Source organism: Marinifilum breve, from assembly GCF_003202155.1.
Classification (GTDB): Bacteria; Bacteroidota; Bacteroidia; order Bacteroidales; family Marinifilaceae; genus Marinifilum; species Marinifilum breve.
Genome location: NZ_QFLI01000013.1, coordinates 18,662 through 43,207 on the forward strand (window position 1 = coordinate 18,662; position 24,546 = coordinate 43,207).

Consider the following 24,546-nt stretch of genomic DNA (forward strand, 5'->3'; position numbering starts at 1 on the left):
GATTTCTTATTTAAAGCTATAGTGGTTTGTGAAGTCATGATTTGAACTGCTAGCTTCCAAATCATGAGACGAAACCTTTAAGCGTTTAATTGCTATGTCTTTTTCTAAACTGCACTTTTGTAATTTTTGATAAGCCTCTTGCAATTCAGGAATTAGAATGTATGCATGCTTTAGTTCTGAGATATTAATGGAGCTATTGATTAATACTTTGTTGTATTTCGAATCATTCACAATTAAACTGTAGAAAGTTCTCATATGGTTTAGCCAACCTGTAAAGGCTTTGGCATTTTTTTCTGACTTCTCTAATGATTTCCAAAAATCAGGATACCTATTCAAAACTGGTTTAATCAATCGTAAATCCTGATGGTAAAGAGAATTTAGTTTTCTTCTCATTAAATAAACCAAACTACTTGCATCAATCTCTTTCTGTGCGTATTTTTTTGATATTTCAGACAATTGAAATGAATGTAAATCATTTGCTTTTATCATCCGATTAAAAGTACTATCCATACGATCTTCGTTCTAGAGTTTTGTTATAGCAAGTTTATAAAATACAGCTCTTATGTATCTAAAATCACTATTAAAAGTGTGTTAATATTAAAGGAGAAAAAGGGAGGAGATAATGTTAAATTAATGGAAGATTAATGCTAAAAATCAGACTTGATAATTTAGAACTTATCAAAATAATCGGTAAATTTAAGGGAGTAACAACCTTAAACTAGAAAGAAATGGCATTTACCTTAGAAATTGGAGATAAAGCTCCTGAATTTAATTTGATAGCAACAGATGGTATTCGATATAAGTTAAATGATTTTAAGTCATCGAAATTGCTGGTGGTTTTCTTTACTTGTAATCATTGCCCTTATGTTGTAGGATCGGATGAGGATACCAGAGCCATTGCAGACAAGTATATACCGCATGGAGTAGAATTTGTTGGAATTAATTCCAATTCTCCAAATACATATGAAGAAGACGATTATGACCACATGGTTACCCGAATGGAAGAGAATGATTTTCCATGGGTCTATTTACATGATGAAACTCAAGATGTAGCTGTTAGCTATGGTGCTTTAAGAACACCGCACTTTTATTTGTTTAACGAGAAGAGAGAATTAATCTATACGGGACGAGCGGTTGACAATCCAAAGGATACTTCGAAAGTTACAGTACGTGATCTGGAAAGGGCAATTATTGAGTATTTGGATGGAAAAACAATTTCAACCCCAGTGACTAACCCAATTGGTTGCAATGTAAAATGGGATGGGAAAGATAAACACTGGATGCCTGAAGATGCATGTGATTTGGTGTAAAAAAATAAGCTTTATACAAAGAGGCTATCTTCAAAAGATAGCCTCTTTACTATTATACTCTTTGGTATGAAGTATTTTTTATCTGTAATGTAGAATTACAATTGCTTTAACAAGTTAGCCATTTCAATACCAGAAACTGCAGCTTCGTAACCTTTGTTACCCGCTTTTGTTCCAGCACGTTCAATTGCTTGTTCGATTGTATCAACAGTTAAAACACCGAAAATTACAGGAACTTCTGAGTCTAATGATACATGTGCTACACCTTTGGTTACTTCGTTTGATACATAGTCGAAGTGAGGAGTAGAACCTTTAATTACAGCACCCAAGCAGATTACAGCATCATATTTTCCACTTTTTACCATGCGCTTAGCAATCAATGGAATTTCGAATGCACCAGGTACCCAGGCAACATCTACATCATCTTCCGATGCACCATGACGCTTGATAGCATCCAAAGCACCACCTAACAATTTACTTCCAATAAATTCGTTAAAACGACCTGCTACGATTCCAAACTTAAGACCTTCAGCAACTAATTTACCTTCAATTGTATTCATTTTATTATCTATTTTTCGATTATTTTTTATTCAATTCCTTTTACTTTTTTATCATCGTTCTGAAGATTCCACTTCACATCCTGATGTAACATATGACCCATTTTTTTCATTTTGGTCATCATGTAAAATTCATTCTTTTCGTGATGTGTCATTTCAATTTCTTCACGATCAACAATCTTGATTCCGTATCCTTTTAAACCTGCTACTTTTAACGGATTATTGGTCATTAACTTCAAATTCTTCACCCCTAAATCAGCAAGAATTGCAGCTCCAATACCATAATCACGTAAGTCAGCTTTAAAACCAAGGGCAAGATTTGCTTCAACAGTATCCATTCCCATATCTTGTAATTGGTATGCACGAAGCTTGTTGATCAAACCAATTCCACGACCTTCCTGACGCATATATAACAATACGCCGCGGCCAGCCTTTTCAATTCTTTTAAGAGCTTCTTGTAATTGTTCTCCACAATCGCAACGAAGGGAACCAAAAGCATCACCAGTTAAACATTCAGAATGAACACGTGTAAGAACAGGCTCATCGGTATCAACATTACCCTTTACCAAAGCAACATGATGTTCTCCGGTAATTTTATTCACATAACCATGAGCTCTGAACTCTCCATGCTGTGTTGGCATAGCAGTTTCGGTCACCTTTTCAATCATGGTTTCTGTCTGACGACGATACTCAATTAAATCAGCAATGGTGATCATTTTCAGGTCGTGCTTTTCGATATACTCCTTCAATTGAGGAACACGAGCCATGGTACCATCTTCGTTCATGATTTCACAAATCACACCTGCAGGATACAAACCTGCCATACGAGCTAAGTCTACAGCTGCTTCGGTATGTCCAGCACGAACCAATACACCATTTTTACGAGCAACCAATGGGAAAATATGTCCCGGACGAGTAAAGTCTTCAGGTTTAGCATCATTTTCCAATACTCTTTTAATGGTATGAGCACGTTCATGAGCAGAAATTCCGGTTGTACAATCAGCTGCATCAATACTAACAGTAAAAGCAGTTTGCTTGGCATCGGTATTGTTGTACACCATCATATCGATATCCAATTCGTCCAAACGTTCTTTTACAATTGGCATACAAATTAATCCTCCAGCTTGACGAGCCATAAAATTAATCGCCTCAGGAGTTACCATTTCGGCAGCCATTAATAAATCACCTTCATTCTCGCGATCTTCATCATCCACCACCACAATCATCTTACCTTGTCTGATGTCTTCAATCGCCTCTTCAATAGTATGAAATTCCATTACTTATTTAGTTTGTTGTCTTGTTTATGCAAATCCGTTTTCTCTTAAAAAATCCATTGAAATATCAGATTTATCTGATATTTCTTCTTCCTCTCTGTGGAACATGAATTTCTCTATATATTTAGCTGTCATGTCGCATTCTAAATTGACTTTCTCGCCAGCTTTTTTAGATGTTAATGTTGTATCATCCTGAGTTAATGGGATGATTGAGACTTTAAAGATCTTCTCATCCACATATGCTACAGTCAAGCTGATTCCATCAATAGCAATTGATCCTTTTTCAATCACATATTTCAAGATACTTTTTGGAGCAGCAATACTCACCCAAATAGCATTGTCATCTTTTTCTTGCCCTACAACTTCTCCTAAGCCATCCACATGACCACTTACCATGTGACCACCCAATCGATCGCCAACACGAACAGCTCTTTCTAAGTTCACTCTACTACCAGTACCAAGTGCACCAAAACTGGTTCGACTCATGGTTTCCGGCATAACATCAGCTGTAAAACCGGCAGAGTCGAAACTTACTACCGTTAGACAAATGCCATTGGTTGCAATGCTATCGCCCAATTTTACATCATCCATAATTTTACTGGCAGAAATGCTCAAACGTATCGATTTTGCTCCTCTTTCAATGGCTTTAATTTGTCCTATTTCCTCTATTAAACCTGTAAACATTTCTATATTTTGGGTTGTACAGACGTTGCATGCAACGTCACGACTTTATTTTTCCTGTCAACATTAGGTCATTTCCCAATTGTTGCATTTTAATATTATCTAATTCTATGGCATTTTTCATTAATTCAATGCCTTCTCCTCCTACCGGACTTTTAGCATTACCTCCAATTATTTTAGGTGCGACAAAAGAAACAACTTCATCAACAACACCCGATTGCAATGCTGAAAAGTTTAGCGTAGCTCCACCTTCTAATAATAGGCCATCGATGTTTTGTTCTCCCAGCTTTTGCATTAAAGCATTTAAATCTATTCGATCATCTAAAGCATTCACTTTTAGAACTTGATTTCCCTTGGCTTCAATCTTCTTGATTTTATCGAGATCTGCTTTTTCAGTAACTGCTAAAATTGTCTTTGCTTGATCCGAAGTATTTAAAATCTTAGCACTCAAAGGAATTCTCGCTTTGCTATCTACTACAATACGAATTGGATTCTGACCATTCCCATTCTCTAACCTGGTAGTAAGCATAGGATCATCAGCAATTACAGTATCAACACCAACCATGATTCCTGACAGTTCGTTTCTTAATTCATGAACCTTAGCTCTCGATTTTTCATTCGATACCCAACGCGAATCACCTGTTTTGCTGGCAATTTTTCCATCCAGTGTCATGGCAGTTTTCATTATCACGTAAGGTGTTTTCGACTCTATAAATTTTAGAAAGGTTTTATTCATTTCTGTCAATTCTTCGCACAAGTAGCCAAAATCAACCTCAATGCCATTTTCTTCTAAAATTTTTACACCACGACCAGCAACCAATGGATTAGGATCGAGCATGCCGATAACTACTTTTCCAATTTTATTTTTTACAATGGCTTCGGCACAAGGAGGTGTTTTGCCATAGTGCGAACATGGTTCAAGAGTTACGTATATGGTAGCTCCTTCAACCGATTCTTTGGCCGAACGGAAAGCATTTACTTCGGCATGAGGACCGCCATAAAATTCATGATAGCCTTCCCCAATGATTTTATCGCCTTTTACAATTACAGCACCAACCAGGGGATTTGGACTTACTCTTCCAACTCCTTTTTTTGCAAGCTCATAAGCTCTGTGCATGTATTCGTATTTCTTGCTCATATATTTAAAAACAAAAAGCCCTGAACAGTAAATTACTATTCAGGGCATTTATTATACGGTTTGCCAACTGGAATTAATTTTTCCAATGACATGAATTAATCAAATCGATCAATTGTTTTTCTTCTCCCATCCAGACTGTACTGTCGGTACTGGAATCTCACCAGTTCAATCTTTTTACAGATTCGCGGACTATCACCGCCGGTCGGGAATTTCACCCTGCCCTGAAGAAACAATAAAATATGTTGAAACAGAGTTTTTAAGCGCTGTTTCTGCTACAAATATAGATGTTTCAATTATAAAAACAAATGAAGCTGATATGCTTTAAACAATATTAACAGTTCGTTATAGATTTTTAATCTAAAAAAATACAAGTCTCAAGCTTAATGATTGTTAGACATTTTCGTAAATGGCATTAATTGTTCTATATTTGCAAAAATTTTTAAATCACTAAATTGGAGTAAGTATGCCTCATAAGTCAGGTTTTGTAAATATCATTGGAAATCCGAACGTTGGAAAATCAACCTTAATGAATAATTTGGTAGGTGAACGAATTTCGATTATCACATCGAAATCGCAAACTACACGCCATAGAATTAAGGGAATTGTAAATGGTGAAGATTTTCAAATTGTATATTCTGATACTCCGGGAGTATTGAAGCCGAATTACAAACTTCAGGAATCGATGATGAAGTTTTCAACATCTGCATTGGTTGATGCTGACATTATTTTATATGTTACCGATGTTGTTGAAACCATCGATAAAAATGAAGATTTCCTGAAAAAGGTTCAGAATACAGATATTCCGGTAATCCTGATTTTGAATAAGATTGATTTAACCACGCAGGATAAATTGGTTGAATTAATGGATATGTGGAAGGACAAATTGCCTAAAGCTGAGATTTTCCCAATGTCGGCTAAAGAGAATTTTAATGTTTCCAATTTATTTAATAGAATTTTAGAGCTATTGCCTGAGGGACCTCCTTACTTTGCTAAGGATGAAATGACTGACTTGCCAGCTCGTTTCTTTGTGAATGAAATCATCAGAGAAAAAGTATTGACGAACTACGATAAGGAAATTCCTTATGCTGTGGAAGTTGAAGTGGAAGAATTTAAAGATGAGCCTAAGATTATCAACATTATGGCGGTGATTAATGTTGAAAGAATGTCACAAAAAGGAATCATCATAGGTCACCAAGGTAAGGCACTTAAAAAAGTTGGAACCGAAGCCAGAAAAGATATGGAAGCATTCTTTGGTAAGAAAGTATTTTTAAAGATATACGTTAAAGTTGCCAAAGACTGGAGAAATAAAGAGAATAAATTAAAAGGATTCGGGTACAACCAATAAATTAATGATAAATTATGAATGATGAATTATGCATCTAGCAAAATTCATAATTCTTAACTTATAATTCATAATTAACAATGAGTAATATAGTTGCAATAGTAGGTCGTCCAAATGTTGGGAAATCTACACTTTTTAATCGATTAATCGGAAGCCGAAAAGCGATTGTAAATGAAACTGCCGGTGTAACCCGCGATCGTAATTACGGGAAAGCAGACTGGAATGGAAAAGAGTTTTCGGTAATTGATACAGGTGGATATTCATTCAACTCTGAAGATGTTTTTGATGAAGAAATCCGCAAGCAGGTAATGCTGGCTATTGATGAGGCCGATGCCATTTTATTTGTGTTGGATGTTCAGCATGGAATGACAGACTTGGATGAGGCTGTTGCCAGAATTCTTCGCAGAACAAGTAAAAAAGTTTACTTGGTAGCCAATAAGGCAGATAACAGCGATTTAATTTTTGCAGCAAATGAGTTTTACTCAGTGGGAATTGGTGATGTAGTTTATCCAATATCATCGGTGAATGGTTCAGGAACTGGAGATTTACTTGATGCTGTTGTGGGTGATTTTGAAGAAAAACCTGAAGAAGAAGACAACGATTTACCAAGACTTGCATTTGTTGGTCGTCCTAACGTTGGAAAATCATCAACTGTGAATGCATTAATTGGTATCGAAAGAAATATTGTTACCGATGTTGCTGGAACAACAAGAGACTCGATTCATACAAGATTCCAAAAATTTGGTCATGACTTTATGATGGTAGATACTGCTGGAGTTCGTAAAAAACCAAAAGTAAATGAGGACTTGGAATTCTATTCGGTAATGCGTTCCATTAGAACCATCGAAACGGCTGATGTTTGTATCCTGATTCTTGATGCTACACGCGGTGTAGAAGCACAAGATCTTAGTATTTTTGATTTGATTATCAAAAACAGAAAAGGTGTGGTGATCATGGTGAACAAGTGGGATTTGATTGAGAAGGAAACCAACACTATGAAAGAGTTCGAGCAAGAAATCAGAAATAAAATTGCTCCTTTTAATGATGTGCCAATCATCTTTACATCTGCACTTTCTAAGCAACGATTACTAAATGTATTAGAAGGAGCATTGGAAGTTCACGAAAACAGAGTTCGTAAGATTCAAACTTCTGAATTGAATAAGGTGATGCAAGACGCCATTGCTGCCTTTACGCCTCCTTCGGTAAAGGGTAAATTCATTAAGATTAAGTACGTAACTCAATTGCCTACTTTGGCTCCAACTTTTGCATTCTACTGTAACTTGCCACAGTACATTAAAGATCCGTACAAGAGATACCTTGAGAACCAGATTCGTAAAAACTGGACATTTACAGGGGTACCGATCCAGATTTTTATGAGAAAAAAATAATTGCTACAAAGCAATGCGATCAACCGATTCAGAATTTCTGGATCGGTTTTTTTTATCAATTAAGTTGAGGGATAAATTCAGATCAATTACTTTAAACTATAAGTATATGTCAGCATTAGGCAATTCTTCTTAGAGTTTGATTAGAATCGTTATATGAATTATTGCTTTAATGTACATGATAATAGAATGATATGTAGGTGAAAAATATTTTTAATGTACATTAAACAATCGTATCTTTTAATTAAAGTCTCATATTTATTAAATGAGTTTACTTAAAAGCTAAGCAAATGCCGGTCTTCTACAAAGTAGTTAAAATAAAAACGCCATTGAGCAAAGATGGTAAAAAAGAAATGTATTATCCTCGAGTTGCCAGTCGTAAAAAAGAGGGGATTAATGATTTGGCAGAGCGCATTTCCGATGTTTCTTCTTTTAACAAAGGCGATGTAATAGGAATACTGGAAGTTTTTACACAATTGATTCCAACATTGTTAAAAAATAACACAAGTGTTGAGCTTGGAGAGTTGGGAACTTTTTCTCTTCATATTTCAGCCGAAGGCGTTGATGAAGAAGAAAAAGTAAACCGATATCGAATTAAAAAGAGTAAAATTGCCTTTCGCCCAAGCAATCGATTAAAAAATGAATTAAACACAATTGACTACCGTAAAATACCCAAATAATCACTTGAGTTTGGTGATTGGTTTACTGCCAATATATCATTTGTAAACTATTTGAAGTAGTAGAAGCAAAGCGATTTTAAAACTTTTTGATTGAGATAAGTCCTCATAAATAATGATGAAGCGTTTGATGTTTATGCTTGATATGAGTCCATTGGATTTTGAAAAACTAATCATTTAGTTATCTTTATATGATAATTATAAAATAGAAACCCAATGAAACGATTTTTTTTTACCCTAACACTTGCAAGTATTTTCTTTATCCCCAATGCATCCTCACAACGTACCAATAAGGTAGACCAAATGCTTTTTAATGGTCAATATGAAAGTGCCATTCCCATTCTTAAGCAAATGGTTGCAAAGGATAGTACCAATAGTAAATTGTATTTTCGTTTAGGGAAAGCTTATCAAAGCTTAAATCAGTATATTCCTGCAATCGAGAATTATCAGAAAGCTCACAAACTACATCCTAATTCAACTGCCACATTATTTAATTACAGCAATTGTCTTTATTCATCGGGAAACTATCCTGAATCTCAGAATCAGCTTTTAAAACTTCAAGCTGTTGATTCAATGCATTATCAAGGTAATTTGCTTTTGGCTAAAACATATGCCAATCTTAGCAATTATCCTAAAGGATTGGATACTTATGAGACATTAATTGCGCGCGACTCTTTAAATCCGTACTTGCACAAACAAGCTGCCAATTTGAAAGGTAAAATGCATGACTTCATAGGTGCATTGGCTTCCTATTTAAAGGCATATGAACTTAATCCGAAAGATTTATCAGTTATTCTTAATGTGATTCAGAAATTTTCTGAAATGGCAGGCTTTGAACAAGCTTTGGATTATTGTAATAAGGGACTTGAACTATATCCTAATAATCATTTGATACAAAAAAAGAAAGCTCAATGTTTGATGGGATTAGAATGGTATGAGAATGCATTAAATATTTACAAAGATCTTGAAACAAGAAAAAAACTAAATCTTAATGGATATAAACAATTAGGCATTTGTTATATGCAAACCAGGCAATACCAGAAAGCTATTGACGCATTTTTTATTTGTATGGCCGATCCTGAAATGGGTGCAAGTTTCGATAAAGATCCGATGTTGAATTACTTTTTAGGTGTTTGTTTTTCGCGAATAAAAGATCATAAAAATGGGATTTTATATTTACAGAACTCTTTAGATTATATAGTACCTCCAATTAAATCATCAATGCATTTGTATTTGGCAAAAGCTTACAATGCAACTCGTGAATTTGAAAAAGCAGTAATTGAATATAAAAATCACTTTGAACTGGATCGTTCAAATCCAGAAGTGTTGTATGAAATAGCAACAACTTATGAGGAGTTTGGCGATAACAAAAAGAAAGCGCTAAAATATTATTCTCAATACATCAGAGAAACAAAAGATATTGGTGGCGAGCGTTACGAATACGCCAAATCAAGAATATTACACATAAAAGAAAAAATACACTTCGAAAAGTAAAAGAATACCTACATGTTGGTATTGCGAACAAATGTAAAGCTGGCTATGTTTGTAATGACTTAAAAACGAGCTCCCGAAACTGAGGCCAAATGAATTTGAGAAATCTTTTGCCATAATATTTCTTTTTAGTGTTTTTACTCATTTGGTTTCGGTTTTCGATTGCTATTTTTCCCTTCTTCTGATAAGATCTCCTTTTTTTTACTAATTTAGATTCATTAAAATTAAAAAGCATGCATATAAAGGAGAATATGAAAATGGCTGATGTAATTCAAATGAATTACATGCTAATACCTGTTATTCATCGTTTTGGAATTGAATTGGGGTTCGGAGATAAAACCGTAGCTCAGGTTTGTAAGGATAGTGTAGTGGATCTGAATTTTTTCCTACAGTTGGTAAATGCTTATCATGATCAGGATTATTTTCCAAAAGAAGAGCTGCAAACTATTCCTGTACGTGAAATTGTTGCCTATCTGAAAATGACTCATGCTAGTTATTTAAATAATACAGTAACCGAAATTGAGCAAAAAATAATAAGCCTGGAACAGGAAGGCAGTGAAGATAAAAAGTACATTGCCCTGATTAGAAATTTTTTCGAAGGATACAAAACGGAGCTTACCGACCACATTATGCGTGAGGAAGATGTTGTGTTCCCATATGTATTGGCTGTTGATGAAATCCTAAAAACAGAACAATTTACCGGTAAGAATAAAGAGGTTTTTGAGTCATTCTCGATTGAGAAGTATGAGGAAGAGCACGATGATATTGAGGAAAAACTTATGGATTTGAGAACCATCATGATTAAATATGTGGCTCCGCCTGCAAATACTAATCTTTATCACAGTATTATTCAAGATTTATTTAGGCTAGAGGAAGATTTGAATTATCATTCCAGAATTGAGGATAAGGTTTTAATTCCGAAAATCATTTTAATGGAAAAATCAATTAAGAACCTGTTTTAACCTTCATTTATGCCTAGAATTTCTATACTAATTGCAGAAAGCACTTGTTTGATTCGAAAAGGACTTAGCTCCGTAATTCAAAAGCTTGGGAATGTTGAAATTCTTCAATCTGTTTCAAATAAAGTTGAGCTATGCGATGTTGTGAACAGGTTAAAACCTGATATTTTAATTGCCAATCCCGATATGCTTGATTCGAATTGTGAAGATTTGAAAAAGCCTTTTATTACTGCCAATAAAATGAGTTTGATCTTGATATCGGAAGACAAATCAATTGAGGCCAAATACAATGCTGAAGCTTTTGTTCACTACAAGGATGATCAGTCTAAAATTCTCGAACTTATAGAGGAAATAGTGAATCAAAAGGCAGAAAAAAATAGAACCAATAAGTCGAATGATACTTTAAGTTCTCGTGAGCAAAATATATTGAAACACATTGCCTTAGGGTTAACCAATAAAGAAATTGCCGATCAGTTGTTTATAAGCATTCACACTGTTGTTACTCATCGTAAAAATATAACTCAAAAGCTTGGAATTAAATCTGTTTCTGGCTTAACTGTATATGCAATTCTGAACAATCTGATTAGTATGGATGAGGTAAAATAGTTACAACTCTATAACTACACCTGCGGCCAATTCCAACAAGTTAAAGCTTTTTGAAAATTCATCGCGAACTTTAAAACTAGTGCAGTGGGTTGGCCCAAGAATTTCAATGTTTTCATCTTTTAGATATTCAATTGTTTTGATGGTAAGCTCATCAATTTCCTTCAGATGAAAACCGCCAATTACTGCATATACAGGATTGGTCTTGCATACTTCCTTAGCATATTCAACAGTATTGCAAATTCCTGAGTGAGCACAACCGCTAATCACAATTAAGCCTTTGTTACTGGTTATGGCAATTGCTGAATCATCAGGAACAAAATCTGGCGATCCATCGGGCAATAGGAAAGGACTTTCTTTTGATTCAAAATCGTTTGATCTTGGAATTTCTCCCAAAAACACCATATTCTCAGAAATCCACAAAGGCTTTTTGCTTTCTATAATGTTAAAGTTCTTCGAAAGTTCATCTTTGTTCATAGATAAGCCTACATGGGTATTATTCCGTTTTCGATGTCTGGTAATAAAACAATCTGGATGTAAAATCAGCTTCTTACTTGATAGATACTTCAAACCATCCCCATGATCCCAATGGCCATGACTTAGAATCACAGTATCTATATCAGAAAAATCTTCACCTAATTTTTCTGCATTCTTTACAAATAACTCATTTGGACCTGAATCGAACAAAACTTTCTTATCGGATTCGACAAGTACAGAGAATCCATGAACCGATTCAAAACCTTCTTTTGCCGTATTGTCTAATAGTATTTTCAGTTTCATTAATCATCTTTTCTTTTAGGAATTCTAAGGTTAAAGCATGAACCCACTCCTTGTTCTGAATCTACCCAAATTTCACCTTTTGCATTTTTTATGATGTTTTTTACAATGGCCAGACCTAATCCCATTCCACCCGATTTGGTAGTGAAATTAGGATAGAATAGCCTTTTCATTACATCATCGCTAATCCCATTCCCATTGTCAATTACACAAGCTTTAAAGTATTTTTTTTCTTCTTCAAGTTCAACTATTACTTGTCCATCTCTATTTTCAGGAATGGATTGAATGGCATTGTTTATCAAATTCACAAATACTCGAATAAACTGTTCTCTATCTACAAATACATTGGCTGTTTTAATTCCGTTCAATTGAAGTTTTAAATCCAGTTCATCGTTTCTGAACAAAGAAATAACATGGTTTAATATATCAACTAGGTTTAACGGTTCGTTATTTGCCGATGGCATTTTTGCAAAATTTGAAAAGGCAGTTGCAATTGAAGACAAAGCATTAATTTGCTCGATTAAAGTCTTGCTTACTTGCTTAAAATGTTCTTCTCTGTTTTCAGATTTTTCCTCGAAGCGTCTTTGCAAAAACTGAATGCTTAACTTCATTGGAGTTAAAGGATTTTTAATTTCATGAGCAATTTGTCGAGCCATTTCCCTCCATGCAGATTCTCTTTCTGAGCGAGCTAATTTTTCTGCACTTTCATCAAGCTCAACCAACATCTGATTGTACTCATTAATTAGACTTCCAATTTCATCGTCTTTCGAATATTCAATTTTTTCTCCGTATGATCCAAATCGAGTGGCTTTTAACCTGTTCTGAATAATTCTTAATGGATAAGTAATCTTGTTGGAAATAAAAACGGAAAGGAATATGGCCAACAAAATCATGAATACATGTAAGTTAACCCCTGTTAAAATAAGGTTGAACATTTCTTTTTCCAGCTCCTGACTTTTGGTGAAATAAGGAAGGTTTACAAATGCAATAATTTTATTGTTCTCATCAACTATGGTTTCGTAGGCCGATAAATACGACATTTTACCAATTTCTTCTTTGTGAATAAAGCTTGTTTTTTCTTTAAAAAACAATTGATAATAGGCCGCAAAATTCATTTTATTGTATTGTAATTTCTTGTCAAATATTTCACGGCGCGATGAGGTGATCAGTTCTCCTGATAAATTATACAAATGAATATCAGCATAAATTAAACTGGATAGACTTCGTAAACGATCTGTTAGAAAATCTACATTTAAATTTTCGCCTAAGCTCGAAATTACTTCTTGCTTTACCAATTGTAACTTCTCTTCTAATTTTCTGTTATTTAGTTCTTCTGTTCTTTCAATTGTGTAATAAACCGTACCTCCACCTAGCAGTAAAAAGAATAGCATTAACAATCCTACTATAGAGTATTGTATTCTAAACTTAAAGCTCATGTTGAATTTAAATTTCCATGGGAATCGACTCAAAAACCAAATAAACATGCCAAACAGGTAAAGAAATACAAATATGTATGGAACGGTTATTACTCTGTTGTACCAGGTAACAAGAGGATAGCTTACTACAACCGCATTGTTATCGAATCGATAAACTAGGTGGTTGTAATCGTCGAGTTCTACATGGAATGATTTCTCTTGGTTGGTTCCAAATACTTTTTCATTCATGTAATAATTGAATTTCCCAGAGGAAGCAATCAATTTACCATCGCTATATTTTCCATAAGAATATTCATTTCCTCTTTGTTTTAGCGTAACTTTTTCATCGAGCAACAAATCTGGATATCCAATTCCTTCATTGCCAAGTTTGGAGTCAAGACGAATAAAAATTCGAACCAAGCCCATTCTTTTGGTGTTAAATTCCAGTTTCCCGAGGTAGGAAACCATTCCATCGAAATCATTTAAATAATAGAATTTTGTATTTGGAATTTCTTCTCCCGATTGAAGTATCATCTCTTCGAAGAATTCGAAACAGTTTCTTGTTTGAGTATCAGGTTCAATATTTAATTCCTCAATTTTGTCACAAATTATAGTCTGTAAATAAAATTGATCCCAGTATCCTGAAAAGTATCGATTTTGTATGTGATCCATTATGCGTACTTGATTCCTAAATGGATGTTGGCACATTTGTTTTAATTTTTTATCTGAATCGAGATCTTTCTGCAAGTGAACCAATAAATTTTCAGAAGTAGGATCGTATTCTGTAGAAAGGTTCATTGCTGATACCAATCGGTTTTGAGCTTCTTTTTTTTCTGATAGGAAATTGATAACTCCGGTTACAGCTATGGCAACAAACAACAATAAAACTATCATTAATGAGTAGTAGCTTCCTTTTGCAGCTTTATAACTTGCAAATCCCACAAGTAATAGAATGATTAATGGTAGAATTAAAAAGAGATAGCTTTGGGGTTCGAATGAATAAAGGAAAAGATATAGGATAGCAGGAATTGAAATAGCAAATACATATATCAAGTATTTCCCCAAACTCCATCTAGATCTTGATAGGGCAGCAATGAGATATGCAAAGTGACCCATAGAATACATTAGTAAAAGTAAAATTAGAAACCCAACAAACACATAAATTCCGTAATCCTGGAAAACAAACATTTGTAGGCTGAAGCTAGAATCTAGTACCAAACTGCTCACCAAACCTTGAATTGAGTAAAAAAATGCCCAATACAATACTAAATACAAAACAAATAGTATACTTGCTCCTGTTTTTGATACTCCTTTAAGAATATGATATTTGCATCCATATGATGAGTAGGTGTAAATAAAAAGATAAAGGAATAGAACATTCAGTAGAAAATCCCCTAATGATGGGAAGAAGAATGAACGTGCATATAGTGTTGGTGAGAAAATCTCTAAATTGGAAAAGACAGCAGGAAAGGAGTATTGTATCATTAGATATCGAAGACACAATAATGATATCCCCCAAATAAAAAGTGCACTTAAACCAATTTTTACATTTCTAATTTCAAGTATTAGAATGCTAATCAGGATTAAAAGCAGGAGAATGAAGATAGCATAAAAAGCTCCGATACGATGTTGAGCTTTTGGTGCACTGTAGCCATAGTTATTGTTTTGTAATGAAAATAGGAAGTTATCATCTTTATCAAAAATCGGAACTCCCTTCTCTTTATTTAATGATATTTCAAACTCAGCAGGTATATCAAATTCTCGATCGAAATGATTTTTTAGGTACTTGTTCTGGTATGGGTAAATCTTTTTTATAAGCAATAATCCATATAAATCAATGCTGTCTAATTGTTGTCTTTGAATATAGTACCAGCCATTCTCGAATCTCTTAACACTACCATGGGATTCTTTAAGGCTTTCTACTTTAGGAACTATGAATGAGTTATCACTCCAAAACCCTAAACTGTCTTCTTTAAATGCCAGTAAAACAAAACCATCTTTTTTTAAGTCATGCTCAAATTCCGTGAAATTATTGTATTCACTTAATCCGCCATTCTTATTGACAATGGCGTTGCGCAATTCATTTAAATCTTTTTTTAGGGAAGGTTCTTTTTCTCTAAAAACATGTTGTATTCTTTTTGCCGATTGCTGCAAGCTATCTTCGCGATTAAAAAGATAATCAGAAGTGATTGCCAAGCCGAAGAATACCAGTACTGATATTCCTAAAATGTATTTGAGAAGTTTATTTTCCAATGCTGACTGTTTTGAAATTTTTGTTTGGATTAACAAATTTCATGCTAAACCTCTCACAAATTAGCATAATTCAATTAAATCATCAAACATGATGATAAGGTTCTCCTTTTATAATAGTCATGGCACGGTAAAGTTGTTCAATAAAAATCATGCGAATCATTTGGTGCGAGAAAGTCATCTTTGATAAAGAAACCTTGCCTTGTGCTTTTTTGTATACCTCTTCCGAAAATCCATAAGGTCCACCAATTACAAAAACAAGATTTCGAGTTCCGCTAATCATTTTCTGCTCCATGAACTTAGAAAAACTTACTGATGAGAACTCTTTGCCATTTTCATCTAATAAAATTAGTGTGTCTGTAGGTTTTAGCTTCTCAAGAATTAATTCACCTTCTTTTTGTTTTTGCTGATTTTCAGAAAGATTTTTTGTGTTCTTTAAATCGGGAATAATTTTAAATTCAAACGGAAGGTAATGCACAAGACGCTTTTGATATTCATCAATGCCTTTTTTCACAAAATCTTTATCAGTTTTTCCAATTACCAAGAGAGTTGCTTTCATAAGTGTCTGTTTTTCACAAAATGGTATTCCCAAAAATATTCAACTTAAATCCTTTCAATTCCGTGCTATACCTTGCCTTTAATCGATAGGGTATAACCAATTATCTGTTCAAAATCAGGTTCTCGATTAGATTTTTTTTATCTTGCGGTATGTTTTTCGCACAGAATTTGTGTAAAGGTAAATGATAATGAATTAAAATTATTCAGATGAAACGAGGATAATTAAAATAATTATCACAATGCGATAATAATTATTTTAATCTCGAGGCTTCCATCTGGCTAATGCAAGAAAAATTATAACAGATGAAAATTATTAGATACATATTTGTTGGAATTCTATTTGTTCTGTTTTCGGCTACTGATGTAAGTTCGCAAACACAGAATGATTTGCCGAAAAACTTAGTACTTGCATTCAAACAAGGAAACTGTGCAAGTTTGTCCAATTATTTTAGCGATAGAATCCAACTTTCGATTCAAGACAAAGAAGGCAGTTATAGCAAATCTCAAGCAAAACAGATTCTAGATAAGTTTTTTAGAGACTATCCGCCAACTGATTTTAAAAAGAAACATGCCGGAGGAAAAACCGGAGCAAGATATGCAACTGGTGAATTAATCACTAAAAAGGGAAATTTCCGATTAAGCTTTCTTTCGAAGAAACAAAACGGAAAATTCATTATTCACCAGCTCCATATAGAAAAAGATTAACTAAAGGCTCCAATTGATTGGAGCCTTTCCTTTTTCCTCCAAATATTTGTTGGCTTTGCTAAAGTGCTTGTTTCCAAAAAATCCTCTGTCAGCGGAATAGGGTGATGGATGAGGCGATTTTAATACCAAATGCTTCGAGCGGTTAATTTGCTCTCCCTTTCTTTGTGCATATGATCCCCACAATAGAAAAACAAGATTTTCCTTTTCTTCCGAAAGATATTTTATAACTGCATCGGTAAATTGTTCCCAGCCTTTGTTTTGGTGAGAACCAGCCTGATTGGCCCTCACAGTGAGTGTGGCATTCAATAGCATTACACCTTGTTCACTCCATTTTTCAAGGTTTCCACTTTTGGGCATGCTCAATCCTAAATCAGAATTAATTTCTTTAAAGATATTTTGTAAGCTAGGAGGGAGGGCAACGCCATTGTTTACAGAAAAGCATAAACCATTAGCTTGTCCAAATCCGTGATAAGGATCTTGTCCAATGATCACCAATTTTACATCATCGAATGCACATTTGTTAAAGGCATTAAAAATCAATTTCCCAGGAGGATAAACTTTCTTAGTTTGATATTCAGATTTCACAAAATGAACCAAGCGTTGAAAATACTCTTTCGAAAATTCATTTTGAAGTTTCTCCTTCCAGGTTTCCTCAATTTGCACATTCATATTTGAAAATTTTTCTTTCGAAGATAGCATCAAAGATAAACTTATCCATAAAATCAATTCATAAAAAAAGACCCAACAAGAATTTCCTGTCAGATCTTTAAATGTATAATTAATTTCTAATCTAAAATCATTACATGCAGTGCATATACTTTTCAACGATTTCCATAATCTTATCTACTTTGCCTAGAATTCTATCATTTAAGCCATTGTCTTCATAAAGTTTTAAATTCTTAGCAACAGAATCGATTGTTCCTTGTGGGAAAATTCCATTTTTCTCGAAAATTTCTCTTTTCTCCAATAGGCAATCAGCACTTTCCCAACAACAAGTTGGTAACTGTTCTAATTTCTCTAATTTTTCTTTATAATGTGGAGCGAAAATATCAACATCAGCATACAATTCTTCAGCTACTTGTAAGCTGTTTTCCATTTGCAATCCATGCTGTCCTGCAACAATCAAACCTGCCATCAATTGGTACATATCTGCAGATCCATCAGGAACTCTAAATTCGAATGTTTGTTTGCTTGAGAAATCTCTTGGATCAGCATCCTGTTGTGGATTCACATCCTTGATCATATCAGTTGCGCCTACCCACCCAAGAGGAACACGTACCAATACCGATCTGTTTCTATCTCCCCAGCATACATAAGTAGGAGCTTCTTGATGAGGAACCAATCTTAAGTAAGATGTTGGGATGGTATTACCAAATGCAGTTAATGCACCCGAAAGATCCATGATACCAGCAATCATTTTCTTAGCAGTATCACTTAACTTTCCATCTTCAATACAGATGTTTTTGCCATCTTTTTCAACCAACATGTGAATGTGAAGACCACTACCTGCTTTTCCTACTGTAATTTTTGGAGCCCAGCTTACCAAAGCACCTTCTCTGGCAGCAAGCATTCTTACAATCCATTTTGCAATTAGTAATTGTTCTACTGCATCTTCAGCTTCTACTGGCAAAAATTCAATTTCATGCTGCTCATATCCATCTTCACCAGCGGTAAAACTTCCTACCTCGGAGTGGCCATATTTAATTTTACCACCACATTGAGCAATTAATACCATTGCTTCGCGACGTAAGTTTTCCCATTTTGTAAATGGTTGAGAACTGTGATACCCTTTTTGATCAACATCTGGGTAAAGTGTATGGTTGGCACTTTTAATATAGTACTCCAACTCACCCATTGCCTTAAATTTAAGACCTGTAGATTTCTCAAATTCTCTGTTTGCCTTTTTAAGAATGTACTCAGGTGCACTTTCAAGAGGTTTTCCTTCTGCAGTGTAGAAAGAACAAAGAATATCCAAACTTGGAACTTCAGAGAAAGGATTAACGAATGCAGTTTTAAATCTTGGAATTACATATAAATCACTTGATCCTGCTCCAATGTATGAGAACAAGCTCGATCCATCAACACGTTCACCGGTTGATAAAATACTATCAAGGTGATCTAAACCAGTTATAATAAAGTTTAGAGTTTTTAATTTTCCATCCTCAGCAACATAGCGGAAGTTGATCATTTTAATATCATTCTCCACTACATATTCAATCAAATCTTCCTTTGTAAACTCCGAACTTGGCTTTTTAAGAAACTGAACAAGTTTGTTTGGATCTAATTTATAATCTTCCCTAGTCATAATACCGCGTTTTATAAATATTTGTTGTTGTGTTTTAGTTCTTGTGATAAAAATAGATCTGAACCCATTTATTTTCCAAAAAGTTTTGCGTTTTTAGAATAGTGATTGAAAACTTGCCAAATGGCCAATAAAATCAGGTGTTTGGGAGTGTTTTTTGCTTTTTGCGGGATGCAAAAAAAGCTGTTTTGCAACAGCTTTTCGAAACCGTTTTCGACGGTCAATTATTTATTTTTTTAGATTACCCCCTTTCCAAAGGTGATCTTAAATTAAAATCATCATTTTTTATTCTGTGAATCCTCTTTTTTGTTGAGGTAGCATTTAAAAGAATATATTTTGATTTTTAAAACGCCCTATTTTTAGTCAACCTATCTTCAAAACGTCATTTTTATCACTTAAAGGGTGTGAAAAATACAAAAATCGCCATGGAAATTAGAGTAATTTAAAACTAAACCCCCTTATTTTAACTTTTAGAGTTTTAATGCGAAATCAATACTGTTAAATATTCTCTAAAATCGTATTGAAAAATGAATTCCTTCAGGCATTGTAACCAATCTAAATCCTTTTCTATGTCTCACAAAACACAAATCTCCATCAGTATAATAAACTCCTCCATGAACTTTAACCCGGTGACAATCATTGGGTAGGTGTGAGAAGTAAACTGCTCTTGGTGGCTCTACATGAATAAAGCCAAACTCAGGATAGTATCTATAATAATATCCATTGGTATAGTAATAATCACCACTGTGATAATGAATCACTCTTGGTTCACAAGAAAATCTCCAAATTACTTGACCATATTTTGAATGGTTGTAGCAACTGTGACCATGTTTATTATAGTAGTGCTTGTGTCTGTAATATGGCGCATGATGCCTGTGATGATATCTATGGTGTCCTCTATAATGGTCTCCATGATAATATCTATGCTCTACATGCCCATGCTTATGGTGCTTGTAATGCTTATGTCCCTTGTGTTTTTTGTGTGAATAATGATCGTGATTACTGTAATGTGATTTTTTATTTTTGTATTTGTGATCATGTCTTTGAGATCTGCGATCATCTTTATAATTATAGCTACTTCGTTTAGATCGATCTTTATTATTGTTCTCATGAAAAGACTTGTTTCTTTTTCTCTCTTCGTAACGAGTAGCCTCTTCATTGTAAGATCGTCTTTGAGCAAATAAACTAGTTGTATATGTGGTAAGCGTTGAGACCAATACTATACTGGCAAGCAACTTGTAATATTTTGTCGTTTTCATAGTTTTGGTATTTAATGGTGAAAGCCATTCTGCTCTCCGTTGAGTTGCAGTCGAAAACTATTACTGTGTGCAATTGTTTCTGGCAAAATATCGTCATCCTTTGGTAGGGATGAATCCGTAAAGTAAATAACCGGTATACTTTGTCTAGATATTTGCAAAGCTTGTGCCAAAAAATAAAAAAGTGCCGAATTACTCTGTATTCGGCACTTTTGTGGATATGATATTTTTAATTTTTTAGACTATTGCATTGTCTGCTTTTACTTTTAGACTGGCCTTATCGGTGAAACTTCTTTTTTTAGGACGGATTAAAACTCTTAAGGATTGATCGGAGGTGAAATAATTCCAAACCCAGTTGATAAGAATAAAAAAGCGATTCTTCACACCTACAATTGCCATAAGGTGCACAAACAACCACAGTACCCAGGCAAAGAATCCTTGCATTTTCATTCCAGGAAGATCAGCAACTGCTAAATTTTTCCCAATAGTAGCCATCGATCCTCTGTCGGTATAATGAAATGCTTTGATCTCTTTGTTCTGTAGTAATCTTTTAAAATTCTTGGCCAGATTTCCAGCTTGTTGTAATCCAACTTGAGCAACCTGGGGATGTCCATTCTCAAATTTGCCTTCGGTTTGGTAGGCAAGATCTCCCATGGCAAATACATTATCCAAACCTACTATTTTATTGTATTGATCTACCTGAAGTCTTCCTGCACGTACACTAGCATTTTCGCTGATTCCTTTAATAGGACGTGCTGCAACACCAGCTGCCCAAACCATAGTATATGATTTAAATTCTTCATCATCATCCAAACGAATGGTTAAGCCATCGTAATCGGCAACCCTGGCATTGGTTCTAACAATCACTCCAAGTTTCTCAAGGAATTTTTTGGCTTTCGCCGATGCCTTTTCCGACATGCCATTCAGTAATTTGTCCGAAGCCTCGAACAAGTATACATTCATCAGGCTAAAATCGAGTTCCGGATAATCTTTCGGAAGAATTTCTGATTTCATTTCGGCCAATGCTCCTGCCAACTCTACACCGGTTGGTCCACCTCCCACAAGCACAATGTTCATGTAGTTGGCTGCTTTTTCAGGATCCGATTCGTTCAAGGCCTTTTCGTAATTTCTCAAGATTGAGTTTCGAAGAAAAATGGCCTCTGAAACAGATTTCATAGGAATGGAGAACTCTTCGATATTTTTATTTCCAAAGTAATTCGTGCTTACTCCGGTTGCCAACACCAGGTAATCGTATTTCAATTTCCCCAAGCTGGTGTAGATTTCATTTTCCTTTGAATTTACCTCCAATAAATCAGCCATTCGGAAATGGACATTGCTTTTCTTTTGGAATATCTTGCGCAAAGGAAATGATATAGAACTTGGCTCTAGCCCCGAAGTTGCTACCTGATAAAATAGGGGTTGAAACTGGTGAAAGTTGTTTCGATCAATAAGTACTACCTGGTATTTTGTATTAGCCAACTGTCTTGCCAGCTTCAAGCCTGCAAATCCACCTCCAATAATTACTACTCTGGTTTTCCCATTCTCGGGTATGTGCTTTATGGTATCCATCTTTGTATTTGAATTAAGAAAATTTGCCATTTAATCCATATGTTTTTCTTTTATTCGGATTAAAGACTCTTTTATCTTTTACAAATTAAAGAAATTATTCTCTAATATTCTAATCGATGTTATTTTTCAACCGATTGCGTGAGAAAATTAATTTTACAAGCAGTTAAAATCACCGTCAATATTTTCTGTTTTCGGCTAAATACCACCAATAAATTTGTCGGAATTAATATTTGTAATCTTTAATTATAATCTACAAAACATTTTCTTCTTCTGTAGAGACATAGCACTACTACGTCTTTATTAACTACTACCAAATGAATTCTCTTTTATACAAAAAGGACACTCTTTCTTCTCAGGTTCACCACTACACCTGTTAGTTTAGTCGTACGACCTGGTAATGTTTGAATGGGACCTGATAAAAACATCAAGAGACCTGTAAAATGTTCAGTTCTACCTACCAACTGCACCCTGCGACCTGAGAAATGCATGCTAATTCCTGCCAAGTGCATTGCACTTATTAACAATGAGCGTGCGGATATCAACAAAGAGTGTGCAGATGGCAGGTCTCACGATGCAGATGACAGGTGGGAGCGTGCGGTTATTAACATTGACGGTGCAGATATCAACATTGAGCGTGCACTTGGCAGGTCTCACGACACGGATGGCAGGTATGAGCGTGCACTTATTAACAATGAGAGAACCATTGGCAGGTCGTACGCAAACATTGGCAGATAGAATAGGAACATTAATAGCTAGAATGCTGCAAGTGGTAGATCGACTTATGCTTTTGCCAAAGAACATAGTATTTTATTCGATTGTACCGACTAACCTAAATAACTTTGTCAAGTTCTTCAGTAAACTAAAGAGTATGGATTTTGGAAGATTAATTATTGGTCTATTCTTAATGGTTAATACCATTTACAAGTTGTATCAGAAGCGCATTAGTTGGCCACGAATGGCATTCTCAGTGCTTGTAGGAATGGGATTTGTCCTGCAGTCATTTGGTGGTTATCAGGATTTTAAGATTGAAGATTATTTCTCTTCATCGCAATTGGAGTATTGGTCTTTACTTGATCAATTTTTACTTGTATCGCTAATTTTTTTTATGGGAAGGTATATGTACGAACTAATCAGAAACAAAAGGAGAGAGAAGTTACAAGCGTAAAAGAAAATCCGAAACACCAGCTTGGTATTTCGGATTTGTATTATGATTTTACTGTGATTAAGCTTCTTTCTTAGCCGCAACAACAGACATTTCAACCAATAATTCAGGACGAGCCATGCGTGCCTCAACGCATGCTCGAGCAGGTTGGTATCCATCTTCTACCCAAGCATCCCAAACTTCGTTCATGGCAGCGAAATCTTTCATATCGCGAACGTAAATGGTTACAGAAAGGATATGCTTTTTGTCAGAACCAGCTTTTTCCAATAGCTCTTCTACTTTTTCAAGAGTGGTAACAGTTTGCTCTTTGATATCTTTGGTAGCATCCTTTGCAGTTTGACCACACAAATAAATGGTATTGCCGTGCTCTACAATGCGGCTCATTCTTGGAGTTGAATCGATTCTTTTGATACTCATTTTGATTAATGTTTAAGTTATTTTGAGAGCGAAAATAAAAAAAACAGGATACTTAATGCTTTTTACAATGAATTAATTCATCCAAATTAGCATAATAGATATATTTGCACACAAATGCATTCATTTTTATATTCGATTCTCATATTTGAGTTATAATTTTTAAATTTTATCAAATGAACAAATTGATCAAACTTTTCCTTGTGGCAGTATTGTCAACATTTACATTCATTTCCTGCAGTGATGACGATACTGACACAAGTATTATTGGAAATTGGAAGTATACCAAAACCATTGTCACAAAAATCAATAATAAGTCTGTAAACTACGATATTACTGATTTGGTAGATATAAATGGCAGTATGGAATTCTATGAGAACGGTACCTGTAAATTAATATATGGCGATGTTGTTGATTGGAAGTATACCAACAACGAAACTGCAATTGAATTGTATTTTCCTATCGACGAGGAAGACAAAGAAGAAGGCAAGCCCGATGTTAACACGCAAGTTTTGCCATTTACACTATCAGGTAATGAATTGATATTTGTAGACAATGATTTTGATATAGATAATTCCGATGAATATCCAGAAGAAGGAATGATGAGTTTTTCTGAATTTGACAAATTATTTAATGAGAACATTAGCTCTGAATCAGAGATAAGTGTTTCAGCCAAAATAATCTTTTTAAGAAAGTAATCAAAAAATGCCGCTCCAACTGGAAC

At 34.6% G+C, this 24,546-nt stretch carries 24 protein-coding genes and 1 riboswitch; of the genes, 11 read left to right on the forward strand and 13 right to left on the reverse strand.

Annotated elements, in window-relative coordinates:
- Positions 1-6: 6 nt before the first annotated feature.
- Positions 7-510: a hypothetical protein gene (locus tag DF185_RS20845; RefSeq protein ID WP_133250113.1), complete on the reverse strand. Its 504-nt coding sequence runs from the start codon at positions 508-510 to the stop codon at positions 7-9.
- Between the two features lie 218 nt (positions 511-728).
- On the opposite strand from DF185_RS20845, the gene DF185_RS20850 reads away from it, so the two are divergent.
- A complete protein-coding gene (locus tag DF185_RS20850; protein WP_110363314.1) occupies positions 729-1,310 on the forward strand; it encodes a thioredoxin family protein in 582 nt (193 codons plus the stop codon).
- Between the two features lie 95 nt (positions 1,311-1,405).
- Here DF185_RS20850 and ribH read toward each other — a convergent pair whose 3' ends face one another.
- From ribH to ribD, 4 genes are read right to left on the reverse strand one after another with little or no spacing between them, the layout of a single operon-like run.
- Positions 1,406-1,867, reverse strand: coding sequence for a 6,7-dimethyl-8-ribityllumazine synthase (gene ribH, locus DF185_RS20855; protein ID WP_110363316.1), 462 nt, complete (start codon positions 1,865-1,867; stop codon positions 1,406-1,408).
- 26 nt (positions 1,868-1,893) lie between these two features.
- Positions 1,894-3,141 carry a bifunctional 3,4-dihydroxy-2-butanone-4-phosphate synthase/GTP cyclohydrolase II gene (locus DF185_RS20860; protein ID WP_110363318.1) on the reverse strand — a complete coding sequence of 416 codons (1,248 nt, stop codon included), beginning with the start codon at positions 3,139-3,141 and terminating at the stop codon, positions 1,894-1,896.
- A gap of 24 nt (positions 3,142-3,165) precedes the next feature.
- Complete coding sequence (locus tag DF185_RS20865) at positions 3,166-3,822, reverse strand: riboflavin synthase (RefSeq protein ID WP_110363320.1); 657 nt, start codon at positions 3,820-3,822, stop codon at positions 3,166-3,168.
- A 37-nt stretch (positions 3,823-3,859) separates the two neighbouring features.
- Positions 3,860-4,957, reverse strand: a complete 1,098-nt coding sequence (ribD, locus tag DF185_RS20870; RefSeq protein WP_110363322.1) for a bifunctional diaminohydroxyphosphoribosylaminopyrimidine deaminase/5-amino-6-(5-phosphoribosylamino)uracil reductase RibD — start codon at positions 4,955-4,957, stop codon at positions 3,860-3,862.
- 114 nt (positions 4,958-5,071) lie between these two features.
- Positions 5,072-5,190, reverse strand: a riboswitch (FMN riboswitch).
- A 230-nt stretch (positions 5,191-5,420) separates the two neighbouring features.
- Here ribD and era point away from each other — a divergent pair.
- From era to DF185_RS20905, 6 genes are all read left to right on the forward strand, one after another.
- Positions 5,421-6,302: a GTPase Era gene (gene era / locus DF185_RS20875; RefSeq protein ID WP_110363324.1), complete on the forward strand. Its 882-nt coding sequence runs from the start codon at positions 5,421-5,423 to the stop codon at positions 6,300-6,302.
- Positions 6,303-6,379: 77 nt separating this feature from the next.
- Complete coding sequence (gene der, locus DF185_RS20880) at positions 6,380-7,687, forward strand: ribosome biogenesis GTPase Der (protein ID WP_110363326.1); 1,308 nt, start codon at positions 6,380-6,382, stop codon at positions 7,685-7,687.
- Between the two features lie 287 nt (positions 7,688-7,974).
- A complete protein-coding gene (locus DF185_RS20885; RefSeq protein WP_110363328.1) occupies positions 7,975-8,364 on the forward strand; it encodes an HU family DNA-binding protein in 390 nt (129 codons plus the stop codon).
- A 213-nt stretch (positions 8,365-8,577) separates the two neighbouring features.
- Positions 8,578-9,855, forward strand: a complete 1,278-nt coding sequence (locus tag DF185_RS20890; protein ID WP_110363330.1) for a tetratricopeptide repeat protein — start codon at positions 8,578-8,580, stop codon at positions 9,853-9,855.
- Positions 9,856-10,085: 230 nt separating this feature from the next.
- On the forward strand, positions 10,086-10,814 hold the full coding sequence (locus DF185_RS20900) for a hemerythrin domain-containing protein (protein WP_110363334.1): 729 nt from the start codon (positions 10,086-10,088) through the stop codon (positions 10,812-10,814).
- Between the two features lie 9 nt (positions 10,815-10,823).
- Positions 10,824-11,417: a response regulator transcription factor gene (locus DF185_RS20905; RefSeq protein WP_110363336.1), complete on the forward strand. Its 594-nt coding sequence runs from the start codon at positions 10,824-10,826 to the stop codon at positions 11,415-11,417.
- Here DF185_RS20905 and DF185_RS20910 read toward each other — a convergent pair whose 3' ends face one another.
- From DF185_RS20910 to rlmH, 3 genes are all read right to left on the reverse strand, one after another.
- The gene (locus DF185_RS20910; RefSeq protein WP_110363338.1) at positions 11,418-12,194 is read right to left on the reverse strand and encodes an MBL fold metallo-hydrolase; all 777 of its coding nucleotides are present in this window, start codon (positions 12,192-12,194) and stop codon (positions 11,418-11,420) included.
- A complete protein-coding gene (locus DF185_RS20915; RefSeq protein ID WP_133250114.1) occupies positions 12,194-15,859 on the reverse strand; it encodes a sensor histidine kinase in 3,666 nt (1,221 codons plus the stop codon). The genes DF185_RS20910 and DF185_RS20915 overlap by 1 nt, the downstream gene beginning before the upstream one ends.
- Positions 15,860-15,941: 82 nt before the next feature.
- On the reverse strand, positions 15,942-16,415 hold the full coding sequence (gene rlmH / locus DF185_RS20920; RefSeq protein WP_110363342.1) for a 23S rRNA (pseudouridine(1915)-N(3))-methyltransferase RlmH: 474 nt from the start codon (positions 16,413-16,415) through the stop codon (positions 15,942-15,944).
- Between the two features lie 302 nt (positions 16,416-16,717).
- Here rlmH and DF185_RS20925 point away from each other — a divergent pair, with 302 nt between their 5' ends.
- The gene (locus tag DF185_RS20925) at positions 16,718-17,119 is read left to right on the forward strand and encodes a DUF4783 domain-containing protein (protein WP_110363344.1); all 402 of its coding nucleotides are present in this window, start codon (positions 16,718-16,720) and stop codon (positions 17,117-17,119) included.
- Here the strand turns inward: DF185_RS20925 and ung are convergent, their stop codons facing one another.
- The 4 genes from ung to DF185_RS20945 all read right to left on the reverse strand — a co-directional run bounded on the left by ung (position 17,120) and on the right by DF185_RS20945 (position 22,276).
- Positions 17,120-17,788 (reverse strand): uracil-DNA glycosylase, encoded by a 669-nt coding sequence (gene ung / locus DF185_RS20930; RefSeq protein ID WP_110363506.1) that lies wholly within the window; start codon positions 17,786-17,788, stop codon positions 17,120-17,122. It lies immediately after the preceding gene.
- A 130-nt stretch (positions 17,789-17,918) separates the two neighbouring features.
- Positions 17,919-19,424, reverse strand: a complete 1,506-nt coding sequence (locus DF185_RS20935) for a glutamine synthetase family protein (protein ID WP_110363346.1) — start codon at positions 19,422-19,424, stop codon at positions 17,919-17,921.
- A 506-nt stretch (positions 19,425-19,930) separates the two neighbouring features.
- Entirely contained in the window at positions 19,931-20,680 is a 750-nt protein-coding gene (locus DF185_RS20940) for a hypothetical protein (protein WP_110363348.1), read from the reverse strand.
- Between the two features lie 234 nt (positions 20,681-20,914).
- A complete protein-coding gene (locus DF185_RS20945) occupies positions 20,915-22,276 on the reverse strand; it encodes an NAD(P)/FAD-dependent oxidoreductase (protein ID WP_243421808.1) in 1,362 nt (453 codons plus the stop codon).
- A gap of 375 nt (positions 22,277-22,651) precedes the next feature.
- Between DF185_RS20945 and DF185_RS20950 the strand changes: the two genes are divergently transcribed.
- Together DF185_RS20950 and DF185_RS23510 are read left to right on the forward strand one after the other, a co-directional pair.
- On the forward strand, positions 22,652-22,981 hold the full coding sequence (locus tag DF185_RS20950) for a hypothetical protein (protein WP_110363350.1): 330 nt from the start codon (positions 22,652-22,654) through the stop codon (positions 22,979-22,981).
- The gene (locus tag DF185_RS23510) at positions 22,938-23,411 is read left to right on the forward strand and encodes a hypothetical protein (protein WP_133250115.1); all 474 of its coding nucleotides are present in this window, start codon (positions 22,938-22,940) and stop codon (positions 23,409-23,411) included. The genes DF185_RS20950 and DF185_RS23510 overlap by 44 nt, the downstream gene beginning before the upstream one ends.
- 57 nt (positions 23,412-23,468) lie before the next feature.
- Here the strand turns inward: DF185_RS23510 and DF185_RS20960 are convergent, their stop codons facing one another.
- A complete protein-coding gene (locus DF185_RS20960) occupies positions 23,469-23,825 on the reverse strand; it encodes a RidA family protein (protein ID WP_110363354.1) in 357 nt (118 codons plus the stop codon).
- A gap of 173 nt (positions 23,826-23,998) precedes the next feature.
- Between DF185_RS20960 and DF185_RS20965 the strand changes: the two genes are divergently transcribed.
- Positions 23,999-24,520 carry a hypothetical protein gene (locus DF185_RS20965; protein ID WP_110363356.1) on the forward strand — a complete coding sequence of 174 codons (522 nt, stop codon included), beginning with the start codon at positions 23,999-24,001 and terminating at the stop codon, positions 24,518-24,520.
- Positions 24,521-24,546 lie beyond the last annotated feature (26 nt).